Annotated in this window: 20 protein-coding genes; 11 read left to right on the plus strand and 9 right to left on the minus strand. The window is 47.1% G+C overall.

Annotation, left to right across the window (positions count from 1 at the left end):
* On the plus strand, positions 1-353 hold a 353-nt coding region (locus ACR2PX_RS15420), incomplete at its 5' end, for a hypothetical protein (RefSeq protein ID WP_434000243.1).
* Positions 292-1,884, plus strand: a complete 1,593-nt coding sequence (locus ACR2PX_RS15425) for an ABC-F family ATP-binding cassette domain-containing protein (RefSeq protein WP_434000244.1) — start codon at positions 292-294, stop codon at positions 1,882-1,884. The genes ACR2PX_RS15420 and ACR2PX_RS15425, both read left to right, overlap by 62 nt.
* A gap of 80 nt (positions 1,885-1,964) precedes the next feature.
* Here the strand turns inward: ACR2PX_RS15425 and ACR2PX_RS15430 are convergent, their stop codons facing one another.
* The 6 genes from ACR2PX_RS15430 to ACR2PX_RS15455 all read right to left on the minus strand — a co-directional run bounded on the left by ACR2PX_RS15430 (position 1,965) and on the right by ACR2PX_RS15455 (position 6,024).
* Positions 1,965-2,465: a protein disulfide oxidoreductase gene (locus ACR2PX_RS15430; RefSeq protein WP_434000245.1), complete on the minus strand. Its 501-nt coding sequence runs from the start codon at positions 2,463-2,465 to the stop codon at positions 1,965-1,967.
* A gap of 31 nt (positions 2,466-2,496) precedes the next feature.
* Positions 2,497-3,063, minus strand: a complete 567-nt coding sequence (locus tag ACR2PX_RS15435; RefSeq protein ID WP_434000246.1) for a DUF4202 domain-containing protein — start codon at positions 3,061-3,063, stop codon at positions 2,497-2,499.
* A gap of 313 nt (positions 3,064-3,376) precedes the next feature.
* On the minus strand, positions 3,377-3,898 hold the full coding sequence (locus tag ACR2PX_RS15440; protein ID WP_434000247.1) for a flavin reductase family protein: 522 nt from the start codon (positions 3,896-3,898) through the stop codon (positions 3,377-3,379).
* Between the two features lie 157 nt (positions 3,899-4,055).
* The gene (locus ACR2PX_RS15445) at positions 4,056-4,382 is read right to left on the minus strand and encodes an SCP2 sterol-binding domain-containing protein (RefSeq protein ID WP_434000248.1); all 327 of its coding nucleotides are present in this window, start codon (positions 4,380-4,382) and stop codon (positions 4,056-4,058) included.
* Positions 4,383-4,626: 244 nt separating this feature from the next.
* Positions 4,627-5,061: an MAPEG family protein gene (locus ACR2PX_RS15450; protein WP_434000249.1), complete on the minus strand. Its 435-nt coding sequence runs from the start codon at positions 5,059-5,061 to the stop codon at positions 4,627-4,629.
* A 24-nt stretch (positions 5,062-5,085) separates the two neighbouring features.
* The gene (locus ACR2PX_RS15455; protein ID WP_434000250.1) at positions 5,086-6,024 is read right to left on the minus strand and encodes a LysR family transcriptional regulator; all 939 of its coding nucleotides are present in this window, start codon (positions 6,022-6,024) and stop codon (positions 5,086-5,088) included.
* A 105-nt stretch (positions 6,025-6,129) separates the two neighbouring features.
* On the opposite strand from ACR2PX_RS15455, the gene ACR2PX_RS15460 reads away from it, so the two are divergent.
* The 6 genes from ACR2PX_RS15460 (at position 6,130) to ACR2PX_RS15485 (ending at position 12,301) form a co-directional block, all read left to right on the plus strand.
* Positions 6,130-6,507 carry a nuclear transport factor 2 family protein gene (locus ACR2PX_RS15460; RefSeq protein ID WP_434000251.1) on the plus strand — a complete coding sequence of 126 codons (378 nt, stop codon included), beginning with the start codon at positions 6,130-6,132 and terminating at the stop codon, positions 6,505-6,507.
* A 162-nt stretch (positions 6,508-6,669) separates the two neighbouring features.
* A complete protein-coding gene (locus ACR2PX_RS15465) occupies positions 6,670-7,566 on the plus strand; it encodes a 1,4-dihydroxy-2-naphthoyl-CoA synthase (RefSeq protein ID WP_434000252.1) in 897 nt (298 codons plus the stop codon).
* A gap of 84 nt (positions 7,567-7,650) precedes the next feature.
* Positions 7,651-8,208 (plus strand): hypothetical protein, encoded by a 558-nt coding sequence (locus ACR2PX_RS15470; RefSeq protein WP_434000253.1) that lies wholly within the window; start codon positions 7,651-7,653, stop codon positions 8,206-8,208.
* Between the two features lie 42 nt (positions 8,209-8,250).
* Positions 8,251-8,700, plus strand: coding sequence for a hypothetical protein (locus tag ACR2PX_RS15475; RefSeq protein WP_434000254.1), 450 nt, complete (start codon positions 8,251-8,253; stop codon positions 8,698-8,700).
* 386 nt (positions 8,701-9,086) lie between these two features.
* Complete coding sequence (locus tag ACR2PX_RS15480) at positions 9,087-11,105, plus strand: hypothetical protein (RefSeq protein WP_434000255.1); 2,019 nt, start codon at positions 9,087-9,089, stop codon at positions 11,103-11,105.
* A 218-nt stretch (positions 11,106-11,323) separates the two neighbouring features.
* Positions 11,324-12,301, plus strand: coding sequence for a 2-dehydropantoate 2-reductase (locus ACR2PX_RS15485; RefSeq protein WP_434000256.1), 978 nt, complete (start codon positions 11,324-11,326; stop codon positions 12,299-12,301).
* On the opposite strand, the gene ACR2PX_RS15490 is transcribed toward ACR2PX_RS15485, so the two are convergent.
* Together ACR2PX_RS15490 and ACR2PX_RS15495 are read right to left on the minus strand one after the other, a co-directional pair.
* A complete protein-coding gene (locus tag ACR2PX_RS15490) occupies positions 12,295-12,543 on the minus strand; it encodes a hypothetical protein (protein ID WP_434000257.1) in 249 nt (82 codons plus the stop codon). The genes ACR2PX_RS15485 and ACR2PX_RS15490 overlap by 7 nt on opposite strands.
* Before the next feature lie 4 nt (positions 12,544-12,547).
* Positions 12,548-13,018, minus strand: a complete 471-nt coding sequence (locus ACR2PX_RS15495) for a hypothetical protein (protein ID WP_434000258.1) — start codon at positions 13,016-13,018, stop codon at positions 12,548-12,550.
* A gap of 810 nt (positions 13,019-13,828) precedes the next feature.
* Between ACR2PX_RS15495 and ACR2PX_RS15500 the strand changes: the two genes are divergently transcribed.
* From ACR2PX_RS15500 to ACR2PX_RS15510, 3 genes are all read left to right on the plus strand, one after another.
* Positions 13,829-14,575 carry an enoyl-CoA hydratase gene (locus ACR2PX_RS15500; protein ID WP_434000259.1) on the plus strand — a complete coding sequence of 249 codons (747 nt, stop codon included), beginning with the start codon at positions 13,829-13,831 and terminating at the stop codon, positions 14,573-14,575.
* 87 nt (positions 14,576-14,662) lie between these two features.
* Positions 14,663-15,145: a GNAT family N-acetyltransferase gene (locus ACR2PX_RS15505; protein WP_434000260.1), complete on the plus strand. Its 483-nt coding sequence runs from the start codon at positions 14,663-14,665 to the stop codon at positions 15,143-15,145.
* Positions 15,115-16,026 (plus strand): DMT family transporter, encoded by a 912-nt coding sequence (locus tag ACR2PX_RS15510; RefSeq protein WP_434000261.1) that lies wholly within the window; start codon positions 15,115-15,117, stop codon positions 16,024-16,026. Before ACR2PX_RS15505 ends, ACR2PX_RS15510 begins: the two co-directional genes overlap by 31 nt.
* Positions 16,027-16,035: 9 nt before the next feature.
* Here the strand turns inward: ACR2PX_RS15510 and ACR2PX_RS15515 are convergent, their stop codons facing one another.
* Positions 16,036-16,494, minus strand: coding sequence for a YcgN family cysteine cluster protein (locus ACR2PX_RS15515; RefSeq protein WP_434000262.1), 459 nt, complete (start codon positions 16,492-16,494; stop codon positions 16,036-16,038).
* Between the last annotated feature and the right edge of the window lie 182 nt (positions 16,495-16,676).

Raw genomic sequence — 16,676 nt, forward strand, 5'->3', positions numbered from 1 at the left:
GTAGTGAGGGTGTTGCACACATGTCTGATCCTTCAGAAATTTTGATCCTTATAAATCAATCGTCTCCTGAAGGCTATTTCTGTTGCAACCCCTCACTTTTCATCAGCCAACCTGTAAAAGCCCCCTATTCTCTTTCTCTGTCCAGCAGTTTTTTAGGAATTACCTGTCATCCGATTGAATTTTTATTATTTGGATCAACAGGGTTAGTGGGCGCAGTTTCTGCATTGCAAACCTTCTTTTTGTATTGCCTATGGCAACTGTGTCTGTGCCCCCTGTTTTGCAGGAGGCTTTATGCCAGCACAAAAACATTTATCACCTATTCTCCAGGTGGATCATTTAACCTTTCAGTTTGATAATGGCGAAACTCTATTCAAGGATATTGCCCTTTCACTGACGGCCCGGCTGACCGGGCTGGTGGGCCGCAACGGAGCAGGAAAGTCGGTATTAGCTTCAGTACTAGCCGGAACAAGAAAAGCAACCCGAGGAGGCGTCCGGCTGAATGGTCAGTGTGAGTTCTTGTCTCAGCTACCTTCTGAATTGACTCAGTCCAGACAGAGCATTGCTCGGTTTCTGGAGATTGAAGAGCAGCTGTTGGCTCTGAAAAAAGTAGAGCAGGGCAGTAGCGATCCCCAATGGTTTGAAGTCATTGGGGATCAGTGGCAGCTGGAACAGGAAGTGAGTCACTTGCTCACAGATTTGGGGTTGCCCGTAAATACATCATTACCTTGTCATACGTTGAGTGGTGGACAGCTATCACGATTGAGGCTGTGGAAGCTTTTCCATTCCAGAGCCGATTTGCTGATATTGGATGAACCGTCCAACCATCTGGACCAGGAAGGTCGTCAATGGTTGTTGGAGCAGATGCTAAAGTTCAAAGGCTTTATTCTATTGATCAGCCATGATCGTATGTTACTGCGAAATATGGAGCAGATACTGGAGCTTAATTCGAAGGGGCTAACGGTATTTGGTGGTCATTATGATTTTTACGAAGAGCAGAAAGCTTTGAAAGTTGCCGCTTTTGAAAGGCAGTTGGAAAACGCGCAGAAGGAGCGGAAGCAACTGAAGAGAAGAGCTCAAAGTAATCAAGAGAAGGCGGACCAGAGAGCCGCTATTGGCAAAAGACTCAGAAAGAGTGGCGGTTTGCCAAAGATCGTACTCGATGGAATGAAAGGCAGTGCTGAGAAGAGTGCTTCCAAAAGGCTCAATGCAGAACGAACCAGAGAAGAGCAGTCCAGGAAAAAACTGGAAAATCTGAAACAGCAGCAAGAGCAACTCAAAATCCAGAAGTTGTCATTGAAGTCATCAGACAGTCGGTCTGAAAGAAAAGTGTTCATTCAGGATCTGGTATTGCCTTATGGTTCAGACAAGCCTTTAAATCTGGTGCTGGATAAACGGAGCCGCTTGCATCTATCTGGCGCCAATGGCTGTGGTAAATCGACCTTGATGAAGGTTCTGCTAGGAGATGTCCAGCCGTTCAGTGGAGAATTGAGTATCCACTCTGAGTTTTTCTATCTGGATCAGCACTTTCATCTGCTGAAACCAGAGCTTAATCTTCTCGAGAACATGGCTGTCTTTTGCAGCTCTATACGAGAGCTCGAAGTCCGCCAGTTACTGGCTGGTATTGGCTTTCGAGGAGAGGCGGTTTACAGGAAGGTTGAAAACCTGAGTGGTGGAGAAAAAATGAAGCTGGCAATGCTCATAGTCAGTCATCAACCGGAAGAGCCTATGTTATTACTGGATGAGCCGGATAATCATCTGGATATCGACTCCAGGAAAATGCTGGCTGAAGCACTGACTGTTTTTCAGGGAGCATTTATTCTCATCAGTCATGATGATGACTTTATCTGTGAGGCCGGTGTGAATGAGTGTTTAACACTCAGCTAAGAAGCTTGAAAAGTTGCTGCAGACCAGTCCCTGTAATGGCCTGGTCTGTCTTGATGGTAGTGATGCCGTGGCAAAAGTTTCTATCGATTCATCCACAACCTTGCCAGCATGCCAGCCTTGCTGGTGTAGCCCGTTGTGATTGATTCGATTTCACCTTTTCTGATGACATAAATGGAAGGTGTAACGCTGACATTCCAGGTTTTACTGATAGAGCCCTTGAGATCATTAATCACAGGAAAGTGAAGATCCTTGGCATTGAGATATTTTGCCACTCGTTCATTACTGCCAGAAGCCAGGGCCACAGTAACCACCTGATAATCTTCTGACAGATCACTCACCGCAGGGCTAACCCAATGGCAGACTCGGCACCAGCTGGCCCAGAAATAAAGAAGGACCGGTTTCTGTTCAGACAGTGTGTACAGGTCGACTTCTTCCCCATTAATGGGCATTGCGCGGAGTTCGGGAGCCATGCCAGAAGGCATGTCTTTTTGCAGATAGACGTTGTATGCCGTCATGACTGCAACTCCGATCAACAATGTGATGAAGGCTTCCTTAATCAATTTGCCGAGACGTTTGCTCATCGAAATCCTGTGTTTTGAATAAGTGCTGGTGTCAAGCCAGTGCTTTCTGGATCAAACTCAACGCTTGGGCGGGCAGATTCAGTGCAAGAGCTTTCTGGTGAGCCTGTTCCGACATTTTGGCCCAGGTCTTCTGGACTATACGAATAATTTTCTCTTCTGGATGCTTCTGCGCAAAATTAAGAAAATCCGTTTCTATAAACACCAGACAGGCACAGTCTTCCAGCGTTTGGGTTTCAGTATGGCGTTTGATACCGAGCTTGCGAATGATATTTTCGGTTTGCTGACAGCTTTCTTCACTGTAGCCATTATCCTGCATGACCTCTACGGCTTTTCGTGCATGCAGTTTGCCCAGTTCCGTACGCCACTTCAGATAGCCGGGTCGATCCATTGGGAAATCTGAACGTGGAATTTCCCAGCGGCACAAATGCTGGCTGCGAACCGCAATTTGTAATTCATCTGAAGCATCTGGGTTTAACTTCTCAAGCCATACTGACATATTCTCTGCATAGATCAGTTCTTTAGCTTTACCGTCGATGGTTTCAGGGTCTTGTGCATGCAGCGTATCTATAGCTGCCAGAGTTTGTTGAATACGGCTCATAGACTTCTTATGTTTATGTGGGTGATAACTTGGAGCCTGCTGGATTTAAGGCTCACGGTAGAGGATAGACTCTCTATCTGTCGGAAGAATCGTCCGATTAAATTCCGGAATACAGTTAACCCGGATATTTCATAAACATGCTCCCGCTCTCGCTGGCCCTTTGCTGCCCTATGGAAGTTTTACTCAGTCGACCGTACTCCCCGGTACGGCACTCCTTCGCAAAATTCCGTAGAGCGACAAATGCCTGCGCGAGATTCGGGGCAGTTTATGAAATATCCGGGTCAGGGTGACTGTGCCCCGGAATCTATCATTTTCAGGCTGCTTTTTCGGCTTCAGGCAGATCGGTTAAAGTGCCGTATTGTTGCTGGGCATAAATCAGAGGAGATGAGCCCTGCTCCAAACGTACCTCTCTGACGTGACCAATACAGATATGATGAGTACCGGACTCATTGATTTCCTGTAATTCACAGACAACGTTGGCCAACGCACCATCCAGCATCGGTGTACCTGATTGAGAAGGTGTCCAGCTGCCGGTTTCCAGAAAGCGCTGCTCTCCCTTGGCACCGGAGCGGCCGGCAAATACGTCAGATATCGCTTGCTGTTCAGAACTCAGGATATTGATACAGAAATATCCACTGGCCCTGATTTCAGACAAAGCCTGTACATCTTTGTGAATACATACCAGCATGGAAGTCGGCTCCATCGATAAGGAGCATACGGCTGTAGCCGTAAGACCATTTCTTGATTCGTCATGCTGGGTGGTGATGACGTTGACGGATGCTGCCAGTTCCTGCATGGCTTGTTTAAAGTCCAGAACCAGAGACTGATCACTCATTGACTGCTCTCCCGTAACCCTCGTCCTTTGAAGGAAACTCGTAAAAGAATATTGTGACAAGGATGATATGTCAGATTATGTACCATGATACCAATCTAACAGGAGCGTCGATAGTCAGGGAGAGAGACCTGCTGATGGCTTCAGCAGGTCGGAGGTATTATTCGTTATGGAAAAAATCGTTTAGCTTGGTAGCCAGCATCATATTGCCTTCTGTGCGAATCTTGCCGGTCATGAACGCCTGCATACCATCCAGTTCACCGGTCATGATACCTACGAAAGACTCACTGTCTGTGATCATGGTGACACTGGGGTCTTCACTGGCGCCTTTGATAACACGACAAGTGCCGTCATCAATGGCGATGTGGTAGGTTTCCCCATCAGTGATATCAAACTGAAAAACGAGCTGTTGTCCCATCGCTGAACTGGCATCAAAACGGCTGGGTATTTTATCGAAGATTTCTTGCACCGTGGCCATTGTTATCACTCCGTAAGAATTTTCCTGGGCTCTTTAAGCGGGTCAGGCTTTCAATGTCCTATATGAGTCCTAGGAGTCTGCGGGCTTAAGGCAATTTCTGCTCGAATGCATAAGTCCAACAGGCTCTCAGCGATAATATCTGATTTTTACGGAAAGCTCTCATAGAGATTACTTTGATTTACATTCTACCTGTCAGCTCAGTCAGAGAGAATGAAAGGTTCATTGGAAGCTTGGGGTAGACAGGCTCCCAGAATCAATTCAGCAGGCTCAAAACGTTCAAGACGCTGCGGATCAGTATGTACCAGAGAGCAAAGGACGCGACGAGGTAAGAAGCGAAGCGAAGATTCACATTGTTGAAGGTGCACTGGACGACACTGTGCAACACCCTGAAGGCAAGGAAGATATAGGCTGCATATAAATAGCCAGTATCTACCTGGGAGGTCAGATAGAGATAAATGCACAGTGCATAAAACAGCAGAGGGAGTTCAACCAGATTTCTCAGGTTATGTCCGGGAGCTGAGACTTTATCGGGCACCATGGCGTTGAATTTGTCAGGTGAGATGGCTTGTTGCGGATCAATCTGATGGGCTGTCATATGAACCAGCCTTTGAATAAACATGTAAGTCCAGACAATAAATGTAAGCAGCATCATCCCAAGAAATGGGATGAAGATAGAGTCCTGAGTCACAACTAAATCCTTATTTTATTATTTTCATCCATCAACGCCTTTGGATACTTTGCTCAAGCCCGCCATTTCTTCCTTAATGACAGAAATGCAGCTCTTGACCAACGCAGGTGGCTGATGTCCAAAGGCGTGAATAGCATACACAGGAACCGATGAAAATGTATACTCCGGCAGAATGTTAACTAGCTGTCTTTTTTCCTGAAGTGGCGCAAATAAAAAGTCTGGAATCAGGGCAAGGCCGGCTCCGGCTTTTGCCAGAGCAATGACTGCTGGCAGGGTGTTGGCCATTCTGTTGGCATGAATGGTAAAGGTTATTTCATCCTGCGTTGCATTGTGCCTGCAACGGTGAAGAACATGATGGCCCTGCCAGATATTGGCTATGTAATCGACGTCACTTCGAGTTCGATCCTGGTTTAGAATAATATCGGGAGACAAAGCATTTTTTGTCGTGTATTCCGGACTGGCACAGAGAATTTCACAGAAGCTTCCCAGTTTTCTTTGCCGGTAGTCGCTGGAAGGCATTTCCCCAACTCTGATAGCCAGATCAATCCCTTTTTCGTAGAGGTTGACCCGTTCATCGTCGGTCACCAGAGTAGGCTCGATATGACTGCAGCTGGCGACTAAGCGGCCTACAGCGGGAGCGACAACGGTATCGACCAGTGCATGTGGAGCACTGATTGTGATGGGGCCTCTGGGCTTTTTTTGTGACTCTCTGGTTTCTTGCCAGGCCTGATCACTGAGTGTCTGGATTTCCTTGCATTGTTTGAAGAAGGTTTGACCGGCCGGAGTCAGAACCTGCCGTCGTGTGGTTCTGTTCAGCAAGTGGACGTCCAAAGCTTCTTCAAGACTGGAGAGCATTTGGCTGACTACTGATTTGGAAAGGTTTAGCTGTTTGGCGGCCTGACTGATCGAACCGCTTTCAACGATCTGTACAAACACCACCATATGGCGAAGGTATTTCATCATATTGTTTGAAAATTCAGGACAGACTTTTCGATATTATCCGGTTTTTCATAACACATAGACAGAGCTATCCTTCAGTCAGTCCGATAAAACATGGGAACGCACGTCATGAATGAATCACAAAAAGCCACTGTAGAAGCCGCTGTTTGGAAAGCCAGCAAAATCTGGAAAAATGCGTTTAATAGCGGCGACGGTAAAGGTTGTGCCGCACAGTATGAAGCAGATGCCGTGATGCATGCTCGCCCTTTAGGCACCTTTACCGGTACTGCTGAAATCACCGCGTTCTGGGAAAAGCTGATTGCTGACGGTTTTGCTGAGGTTGAGTACATTGAGCCACAGCTGGAAGTTGTGGATGAGAAGTCAGCCATCCTCAAATCAGGCTGGAAGATGAACAATGCCGGTGGTGTCATTCATAGAGAGCTGTGGGTCCTTCAGAGTGATGGTCGAGCTCTTCTGAGGGAGGATGACTTTGAGGCCAAGGGGTGATAATTCAGTAAAAGCGATATGAGCCATTTACGCCTTAACTGTAATGCGTTTTTAGGGCTATTAGTTTCTATGTAAATTACGTACTGGCGCTGTTTGGCTCTTGTGCGACAATTGTTCACTATTATTTGTTGTCGCTATGGCATTCGTGTCTCGGGAGGTCTCATGGTTTCTGAAATTTTTAACCCTGATCAATGGCAGGAAGTGGATGGCTTTGAATTTGAAGACATCACCTATCACCGTGCCAGGCATCAGGGAACGGTGAGAATTGCCTTTAACCGGCCTGAGTGTCGCAATGCCTTTCGACCCAGGACGGTGGATGAATTATTTCGGGCTCTTGAGCACGCACGAGTATCCAGTGATATCGGCGCTGTAATCCTGACTGGCAATGGCCCGTCTCCCAAAGATGGTGGTTGGGCTTTCTGCTCCGGAGGAGATCAGCGGATTCGTGGTAAAGATGGCTACAAGTATGAAGGTATGCCACAGGATGAAGTGGATCCGGCCCGTCTTGGTCGTTTGCATATCCTTGAAGTTCAGCGACTGATTCGTTTTATGCCCAAGGTGGTTATGGCGGTTGTGCCCGGTTGGGCCGCAGGTGGTGGACATAGTTTACATGTTGTTTGTGATCTGACATTGGCTTCAGCAGAACAGGCTGTTTTCAAACAAACTGATCTGGATGTGGCCAGTTTTGATTCGGGTTATGGATCAGCCTATCTGGCCAAAATGGTAGGGCAGAAGCGGGCCCGCGAAATCTTCTTCCTGGGGCTGGATTACTCGGCTCAGGAAGCGTTTGAAATGGGCATGGTCAACAAAGTTGTACCTCATGCGCAATTGGAAGAAGTGGCTCTTGAGTGGGCTGGCATTATTGGTGAAAAATCACCCACAGCGGTCCGTATGATGAAGTTCGGTCTGAACATGACTGACGACGGCATGGTTGGGCAGCAACTATTTGCGGGTGAAGCCACACGTCTGGCCTATGGCACAGAAGAAGCCCAAGAAGGTCGGGACTCATTCCTGGAAAAAAGACCTAAAGACTTCTCTCGCTTTCCCTATCATTACTGAAAGACTTTAAAGCGCTTGTCTGTAGTTTCGGAGGCTATGGTCGAAATCTAACAGGAAGACTCCAGTGCCAAGGATCAGGCATCCATGCACCCCTCTTTTCTACTTCGTATTCTGTTCATGCTGGGGCTTATCGCCCCACTTTCAGCTGCAGCCATGGATATTCGTCTGGGCTGGACGCCTTACGCAGGCTCCATGGCCTGGCCCTATGCCAGCAAAGCTGGGCTGTTGGAGAAGTGGGATGAGAAATATGGGGTGATGACTCAGGTAAAACCCTGTGAAGATTACATGTCCTGTATTCAGCAGTTTAATACCGGCATTCTCAATGCTATTGCCGTCACCAATGTTGATGCTTTAGGGCAGATAGCTGCATTAGGAGTGGATGCCACCATTCTTCTGACCATTCTTCTGATTGGCAGTGGCTCAAATGGCAATGATGGCATTGTTCTGAAAGGGGGGGAGCGTGTAGAGGACCTCAAAGGTAAGGTAGTTCATTTGCCTATGGGTACGGTCTCTCACTTTATGCTGGTGTGCGCTTTGACCCATCATGACATGGATGAAAAAGAGGTAGTGCTGGTGAATAACCCCCATTCTGTGGTTCCTGCCTTCAACTCCTGGGATGTTAATGCTGTTGTTGCCTGGTAGCCCGACCTGGGCGAGATTCTGGCAACTGGCAAAGGCAATCTGGTGTTTGATTCCAGTGAGATCCCCGGTGAAATTGTGGATGTTCTGGTGGTGCGAACTGAAGATCTCCAGAAGTCAGTGAACATGGGGAAAACGCTGACCGCCATCTGGTATGAGGTGATGGGGAAGCTGCAAAAAGGTGATTCGGAAGTCCTAAGTATTATGGCGCAGGAAAGTGGTCTTTCCATGGAAGATTTCAAACAGCAGATGCAGGCCACCACTTTCTACTACACACCTGAGGTGGCTTTGAAAGAAACCAGAAGTCGGGGCTTTAAAAAGGTCATGAGCAAAGTGACTCAGTTCTGGTCCATGCAGAAAAAAAGGCTTCAAAGTCAGAACAGACAATCTGTAGGAATACTCTTCCCTGATGGTGCCACTCTGGGCAATCGTCGCAACATCAAGTTAAGAATCAATAGTCGCTTTATGAAGCTGGCTAAAGAGAAAAAGCTTTAAGTCCACTTTCAATCAATCGCCATTAAATTGTTGACTAGTCCAAAAGGGTTAACCGAAACGCTGGTAGGTATAAACGACAGTATTTAGGTATTTGTACTTATATTTTGGGTTAAGTCATGTGTATTAATCTATAGCCACGCAGCAAGGGAGCTCTTCTGGAAACAGCGTCTACCAAGACCTGTAACATTAAGAGGCTTGCTGGTCAGATGGTTCAATCAAGCATACCCGTAGACTCTGTTTACAGGTGGATGAACAAAAAGAACAACGCAGATTGAGTCTGGGTGCATATGGAGATCCAGACTGGTGGAACCGAAGAATTAGCCAATTTTATCGGTTCTGTCGACTCAGGGAAATAACAAAAACGTTAAGTAGTACTGAGAATAAAAATGAAAAAGAAGTTATTGGCTCTCGCAGTTTTAGCAGCCTCTACCGGTGTCATGGCTAGTGACACTATGATTGAAACACCTCGTGCCGGCGTCTATGCCGACACAGAATGGGCAACCGCTCATGGTGGTCCAAGAAACGACGACTACATTCCATCTATCAAAGAGCTGCCACGTTACTACGAGCAGTCTGCAGAAGTGCTGGAAGGAGCTGCGGTTCTGTTGGGGCCTACTCGTGGACCCAATGGTGACTTTTACGCAACGACTGCATTGGACAAAGGTCATTCTAACCTGACGGCCTTTGATGGCGAAGGTAACATCAAGTGGCAAACTCCACCCTGGCAGGGCGCGGATGACTTTGATCCGGGTGGTGTCATTGCTGCTCCAGCAGTAGACAAAGACGGCAATATTTACATCAGTGATGCTAACCAGATGTGGTCTTTCTCTCCTGAAGGTGAAGTGAGATGGGTTACTCCTCTGCCTAAGCCAACCGTTGATGTTGAAGGTGTGTTTGATGAGCTGAGTCTGGGAATGGAAGCAAATTCCATTACTAATCCATTCTTTACTATGCCAGTCAATGGTGATGACTCTACCGCTTACGTGGGTGGTATCACTATGTTCGGTGATGTCATGATCTTCGATCGTGAATCAGGTGAGTTGGTAGCTGGCCCAGTGAATATGCCAGGCGAGTTTGATACCCATGTTCTGTCTCCAGCACCGGGTGCGATGAGCCCTCCTTATGTAGCGGAAGGCTGGGGGTCTGTAATCTGGACCTACTTCCACGGTGGTGTAGAGTCTTCTAACGTACCTGCAGTACACCCTGAAACCGGGATGATTTACGCTACTGGTACTTCCAGTAAGTCTGAAGATGCTGGCGCTGTCCACGGCTTCACATTTGATCCTGAAACCAAAAAGATCGATTTTGCTTATGAAGCCCAGATTGGCAATGGTAGTGGCTCAAGCCCAGCGATTTCCAGTGATATGAAATACATCTACGCCAGTGACGAAAATGCGACTCTCTATAAGTACCGCACTGACTCCGATAAAGAATATGTTTGGACTTCAGATGTAGCAGGTCGTCCAGCTTCTGCATCTCTGGGCGGGCCGGGAGATGACAAGATCTATGTATACGACGAGCGCTATGTGTATGCCGTCAATCCAGAAACAGGTCTGGAAGACTGGAGCATCGATATGCACGAGTTTGCCAAGGATATGCTGCCAGAAGGCCCGATTGATGATCCTCAGATCTGTGGCTTCAGTGGCTTCCACAACGGTATTGTCGTGAGTACTGCCAACGAACTTCTGATTACAGGTGTACTGGGGTATGAGTTTGGTCTGACGGGTTGCCCAACGACTGATTCCGGTGAAGGTGTAGCTCAGACTGAAGGTGGAATGATTATCCCAACGGCTCAGATTCAGGGTGTGTGGGCTGTCGATCCGAAGACCGGTGATATCCTGCGTGATGGTCAGATGATTCCGGCTGAAGATACCAACGAAGCCTTTACTGTACCAACCACTGATGGTTACCTGCTGATGGATCGTGGTGTACTGAGTTCTGGTATCAACAAGACCTTCTACCCAATGACACAGGCCAAGTTTGGCGACGACAACAAGCCGATCATGCCACAGGGCGGTATTGAAGTTCTGCAGGGCAAAGATGACATCAAGATTACTGCTGCAATCTCTGGCCGGGTAATGTTTGATGAATCCTTCGCCAAAGAAGACTCTACCCTGCGCCTGGAAGGCAAGGGCAATAAAGGCAAGCTGGAACTGAAAGGTGAAGCGGAAGGCAAACGTGATGTGACCTACAAAGTGAACATCAAGTCTAACAAAAATGGTCGCGATGTAGATGGTACCATCGAAGTCAAGAAGGATAAGAAAACGGTCCACAAGATCAAGATTGGTAAGGCTCGTTTCAATGACCGCAGTGTAGAAGGCTACGGTGTTGATAAGAAGACTGGCAAGAAAGTGAACTTCTATGTTGCCGACTGGAGATCTTCTGGTGAAAAAGGCGACAAGTAACAGCTATCCACTGTGACTTGATTGCACAGGCCCGCTGATTACCCTCAGCGGGCTTTTCTTGTTTCTGGATTAATACCGTTTGATGAAAAGGCCTGCTAAGAGATTAGCGGGCCTTTTTTATAGTGGTTATCTGTCATAAACAACAATGGTCGGGTTGACGTAGCGTGAACAGGTTTTTAGAGTGATAGCTGGTGTTTTGACAGAGAGCATCTTCCAGGATGGAACAATTAAAGAGTGAAGGTATAACGATTCTGGGAGCCGGTTGTATTGGCTGCTATCTGGCGGGTCTGTTTATGGCTGAATCTATACCGGTTCGAATGATAGGCAGACAGTGGTTTGCCGATGAATTATCCCAATATGGCCTTACTGCTGTTAATACCGATGGCAGGCACCAGTCTTTTTCCTCAGACATTATTGATTTTCATACCGAGCCTGAAGCTTTGGAAGGAAGCCGCTTAATTCTGCTCTGCGTAAAGCATTCAGGGTTGGAAGAGGCAGCGGCACAAATTCGAGAGTATGCGCCCCAGGCAACGGTCATCAGTTTACTGAATGGGCTGAACAGTACCGAATCGTTGAAACGGTATTTGCAACCGGAACTCGTTGTTGCCGGATTTGTAGCTTATGGCGTCACTTATCTGCAGCAGGGCGTCTTCAAGAAAACCAGTGAAGGTTGCCTCCATCTGGAAGCCCATGAAGCTCTGAAACCCTGGCTGCCTACTCTGGATCAAGCATTGGAAAAAAGCCGTTTGCATGATGACATTCTGGCGGCTCAATGGAGCAAACTTCTGTTGAACCTGAATAACTCAATCAATGCAATGAGCGGTGTACCGTTAAAAGAACAACTGAAACAGCGACGTTATCGAAAACTTTGGGCTGACTGCATGAATGAAGGCCTTTCTGTGATGAAAAAGAGTGGTCTCAGTCCTGTGAATATTGGTACGGCCATAGCGCTTGAAAAGATGCCGTTTGTCCTGAAACTTCCTGATTTTCTCTTCAAAATTGTTGCTGCCAGAGCCTTGAAAATAGACGACCGGGCTAGAATGAGTATGTGGGCTGATTTACAGAGAGGTCGGGAAACAGAAGTCGATGCATTGAACGGCGAAGTGTTGAGGTATGCGCATAAACTGGGTATGAAGGCGGTTTCTAATCAGAGAGTATATGATGAAATCAAACGCCTGGAGAAAAAGACTCAGTAATTAATCAAAGGTACCGATTGCTGCATATGAATGTGCCAGGAATGGGTGCCTGGATAAATAGAAAGAAGCTCGGAACGTGTCTGCACTTTAATTTTCATCTCACTGCCATGGACTGAAAGATAGAGTGAGTCCCCCAGGTAAAGTGCAACATGTTCAGAAAGCAGGGAAGGAGTAGACAGGCTTTTATCGCCTGTTGTCAGAATAAGAATGTCGCCAGGCTGTGGTCGAGTGTTTTTTGACAATAGATTAAAGGGCCAGGGGAGAGAATGGCGAATACCAGAAACAGTCACCATTACAGTAGATGTAGCGAATATCAAAGAACAGGCGGGTAAGCCGGAATAGCTTTGCCAGAAGAAACTTGCAGTCAGGAATTTCATAAAGGTAGTGGGGATAATGTTCACTGAAGTTGGATAAGGCCGTGATGTCCCACATTCCGGAAATGAATCTTCTGAGTTCTGTTTTGAGAGAAAGGGGGAGCAGGGAGCACGTGGTTTGATATTGGCTGATCAGGCAAACTTCAAGTAAGTCGTTCGATGAAAAAGGAATAGGATCTGTTAAATCAATACTGTTACCGTAGAATAACTGTGTTTGGTTGTTTGAAAAGCTGAAAGTATGCTGCTGAGTATGCACTGTAAGCAGGCTGTCTGAACCAACAACGGATCTTGTCAGGGTCAATATAATCACCGCTGCTTTCAGGAATATTACTGGTTTTGACATTTAACCCTTATGGACTAAGAAAGTGGTTAAGTTTCAAGGCAGTATAGATCTCAAGTTCACGAAGAAGTGTTCTTGAACAAGAATAAAAACGACTCAGAGTTTGTTTGTCATAGCTTCGATGTCTGGCGTTTATATAAAGAAAAATAAGAATAGTTTCAGGAATAAATATTGCTTAATTAGTCATTTAATAAAAATATTTATCTATTTTCTCTGCCTGATGGGAGACCGGATTCGCCCGCTGACTTTCTACTATTAACAGTCAAGGTGAAAAAGAGCACAGTTGTTGAGGTTGATCCTTAGCGATGTGCATGTCAGGTGCCTTTGCCCCGGTCATCATTGATGACTCGGGGCTTTTTTTTACCCTGAAAAAAGTGCTTCTTGGCTCAAGGCTGATTCTCAATAGTCCAGCCTCTTTTGGAAAGCCTAAAAATTGTTTCACTGGCGCTTGGCTGTTATTGTCCAAAGCACAATAGAGTATGTATACCCATCGCCTTTCAAGTTGCTACGTTGTTGTCAGCGTTCGTTCACCCCAGTTACCTACTTGTTGTAGGCTCCTGGGGCTTCACGAACTTGACGCCTAGGAGTCTGTCGGACTTAGCCGACCGTAGCGAGAAAAAGTCCGGTTTGAGAGAGTTTTTATGATTATTTGAGGCGAATAGCGAGCTATTCAACGAAAAGAATCATAAAAAATGGCCAAATCCGGCTTTTTCGCAGTAGGTCAGTGGTAAGTCCGACAGGCTCCTAGTAGCATCTTGAAATCCAATGGGTATTCTCTTGAAAATAAGAAAGCAACGCTCAAAGGTGGTGAATGTGTCTGACAATAATGTAGTGCTTGAGCAAAGTGGTTCGGTCTTGATTGTTACCATGAACAGACCGGAAAAAAAGAATGCCCTGACCAGTGCCATGTACACCGATATGGCCAATGCACTGGCGGATGCCGATAAAAATGATTCGGTTCGTGTTGTCCTGATTCAGGGATACACCGACGCCTTCACAGCAGGTAATGATCTTGGAGACTTTCTGAAGGAAGGTCTGGGTCTGGATTCACCTGTGATGACTTTCCTGCGTCAGCTGGTCGCTTTTGAAAAGCCTCTGGTAGCCGCAGTCAGCGGTGTGGCGGTAGGAATTGGCGTCACCATGCTGCTGCACAGTGATCTGGTTTATATTGCCAAAAACGCCAAGCTCAGATTGCCCTTTGTGAATCTCGCGCTGGTACCGGAAGCTGCTTCCAGTCTCCTGTTACCTGAGGTGATGGGGCACCAGCGTGCAGCAGAGCTGCTGATGTTGGGAGATTTTTTTGATGCTGAAACGGCTCGCGATTACGGGATTGCCAACGAAGCGGTGGATACTGATCATATCTTTGAGCATGCCCTGGCAAAAGCTGAAGCATTGGCGACCAAGCCTGTTGAAGCATTGAAATACACCAAACAGCTCCTTAAGCAGTCTTATCGCAGCGATGTTGAAAAAAGAATCGCTGATGAAGGTATTATCTTTGCTGAACGACTGCAGTCGGATGAAGCACGGGAAATTATGGGCGCCTTTATGGGAAAGGCCTGATATTCAGAAGATAAAAGTCATTTCTCTTCTCTCAAGATGAAATGACTTTGATCTTGAGTCAATGGAGTAGGGAAGGCTGAGACAGCAATGGAATGGACAAAGGATGAATTTCGGATCAGTACGGACAAATCTCTGTTGGATTTGGATGTCGTCCATCTGTTCTTAACAAACTCATACTGGGCCAGTGGCATTCCCCGAAAAACAGTGGAGTTGTCGATTGAGCACTCACTCTGTTTTGGTCTTTATCTTCATGAGAAACAGGTGGGTTTTGCCAGGGTGATTTCTGACCAGGCCACTTTTGCCTATTTGTCCGATGTTTTTATTCTGCCTGATGTCAGAGGCCAGGGGCTGAGTAAATGGATGATGTCCTGTATTCAGTCTGTTGAAGGGTTACAAGGTCTGCGACGTTTTATGCTGGCCACGGCAGATGCTCACGGATTGTATGAACAGTTTGGGTTTGAAAATCTTAACAAGCCTGAGCGGATGATGGAAAAGCTGGTGCCAGATATATACCAGCAAACCGGCTCCAGGGAGAACGAGTGCAAACAGAAAACATTCCCAAAGGGGTAGCCTATGCCCTGGCCACGGCGGTCGTGGCCAGTACTGCGGGCGCAGCCAGTAAACTGATTTCCGGTGATGTCCCGGTTCCAGTCATTGTTCTGGCTCAGTATTTTATCTGTCTGGTACTCATGCTGCCCTGGTTATTGAAGCGCTCTGTTCAGAGTTTGAAAACAGATCGCTGGGGTGCCCATCTGGTCAGGGGTGTTACCGGCTGGCTCTGCTTCTACGCTTATTATCAGGCTTTGGCCTATATTCCTCTGGTTGAAGCAACCCTGCTGAGAAATACCGGTCCCTTATTTGTGCCGCTGGTAGTTTGGCTCTGGTTGAAATTCCAGGTGCCAGGAAAAGCCTGGGGACCCATGTTGCTTGGTTTTGCGGGTGTACTGTTGATTCTGAAGCCTGATTTTGATGGCATCAGTATTTGGCATTGGGTGGGTTTGACCTCTGGCCTGTTTCTGGCCTTTTCCATGGTTGGAACTCGAGCGCTGTCGTCTACAGAACCCTCCAGCCGGATCATGTTTCACTACTTTCTGATTTCTTTTGTCTGCAGTTTACCCATGGCCATTATGTACTGGAAGGCGATACCTCTCTGGACATTGCCCTATCTATTGTATGTTGGAGGCTCAATCTGTATCACCATGTGGTTGTATACTCAGGCTTATACTTGGGCCAGAGCCAGCGTTGTAGCCCCAGTAAACTACTGTGGGGTGGTATTTGCAGGCCTTCTGGGCTGGTGGGGTTGGGGACACATTCCCGATACTCTGGCCTTTGCAGGTATGGCACTGGTTATTTTAGCTGGACTGTTGTCTATTTTTATCAACAGTCAGTCGAACAGGAAAGCTGAAATGTCAGCATCCGGCGAGCAAAGTAAGCAGTCGGCCTCTTCATGAAGGGCCGCATCAACCTACACGAATAATGTAGTCAAACCATTCAGACGGCTCAGGCACCTCTTCTTCAGAAACAATCTGCTTTCCCTGAACTGAAAAACCCGCTTTGTGCACTGAGCCCGGATCGCCACTGACGAGAGGGTGCCATTCGGGTAGATCATATCCCTCATGCAGCAGTCGGTAAGCGCAGCTGTCAGGTAACCACGGAAGATGTTCATGGAGTGTTTTAGGGGTGAACATAATGCAGTCCGGCACAAATTTGCGTCGATGCTTATAGTTCTGACAACGACCGGTTTGTAAATCCAGCAGTTTGCAGGAGATGGCAACGGTATGAATTTCGTCGGTATTGTCGTCGATTAACTTGTTCAGGCAGCAACGCCCGCAGCCATCACAAAGCGCTTCCCATTCATTGCGGGTCATGGTTTCCAGGCTTTTGGTGCGCCAGAACGGTTCTTGGTCAGGAGTAGACATAGGTTGAATAGTGGGTGGTATTAAGAGTGTGAAACCTACCGCAAATCTTCTGGTAAGAAAACAGCCATGAGCCTATAAACAGCCATGAGCCTATAAACAGCCATGAGCCTATAAACAGCCATGAGCCTATAAACAGCCATGAGCCTATAAACAGCCATGAGCCTATAAACAGCCATGAGCCT

It is taken from the genome of Endozoicomonas sp. (genome assembly GCF_051008435.1).
GTDB lineage: Bacteria > Pseudomonadota > Gammaproteobacteria > Pseudomonadales > Endozoicomonadaceae > Endozoicomonas_A.

Bases quoted from the DNA above. Each gene is read 5' to 3' on its own strand.
- ACR2PX_RS15425 (WP_434000244.1), top strand. From the start codon at position 292: ATGCCAGCACAAAAACATTTATCACCTATTCTCCAGGTGGATCATTTA.
- ACR2PX_RS15430 (WP_434000245.1), bottom strand. From the start codon at position 2,465: ATGAGCAAACGTCTCGGCAAATTGATTAAGGAAGCCTTCATCACATTG.
- ACR2PX_RS15435 (WP_434000246.1), bottom strand. From the start codon at position 3,063: ATGAGCCGTATTCAACAAACTCTGGCAGCTATAGATACGCTGCATGCA.
- ACR2PX_RS15440 (WP_434000247.1), bottom strand. From the start codon at position 3,898: ATGAGTGATCAGTCTCTGGTTCTGGACTTTAAACAAGCCATGCAGGAA.
- ACR2PX_RS15455 (WP_434000250.1), bottom strand. From the start codon at position 6,024: ATGATGAAATACCTTCGCCATATGGTGGTGTTTGTACAGATCGTTGAA.
- ACR2PX_RS15460 (WP_434000251.1), top strand. From the start codon at position 6,130: ATGAATGAATCACAAAAAGCCACTGTAGAAGCCGCTGTTTGGAAAGCC.
- ACR2PX_RS15465 (WP_434000252.1), top strand. From the start codon at position 6,670: ATGGTTTCTGAAATTTTTAACCCTGATCAATGGCAGGAAGTGGATGGC.
- ACR2PX_RS15470 (WP_434000253.1), top strand. From the start codon at position 7,651: ATGCACCCCTCTTTTCTACTTCGTATTCTGTTCATGCTGGGGCTTATC.
- ACR2PX_RS15480 (WP_434000255.1), top strand. From the start codon at position 9,087: ATGAAAAAGAAGTTATTGGCTCTCGCAGTTTTAGCAGCCTCTACCGGT.
- ACR2PX_RS15485 (WP_434000256.1), top strand. From the start codon at position 11,324: ATGGAACAATTAAAGAGTGAAGGTATAACGATTCTGGGAGCCGGTTGT.
- ACR2PX_RS15495 (WP_434000258.1), bottom strand. From the start codon at position 13,018: ATGTCAAAACCAGTAATATTCCTGAAAGCAGCGGTGATTATATTGACC.
- ACR2PX_RS15505 (WP_434000260.1), top strand. From the start codon at position 14,663: ATGGAATGGACAAAGGATGAATTTCGGATCAGTACGGACAAATCTCTG.
- ACR2PX_RS15515 (WP_434000262.1), bottom strand. From the start codon at position 16,494: ATGTCTACTCCTGACCAAGAACCGTTCTGGCGCACCAAAAGCCTGGAA.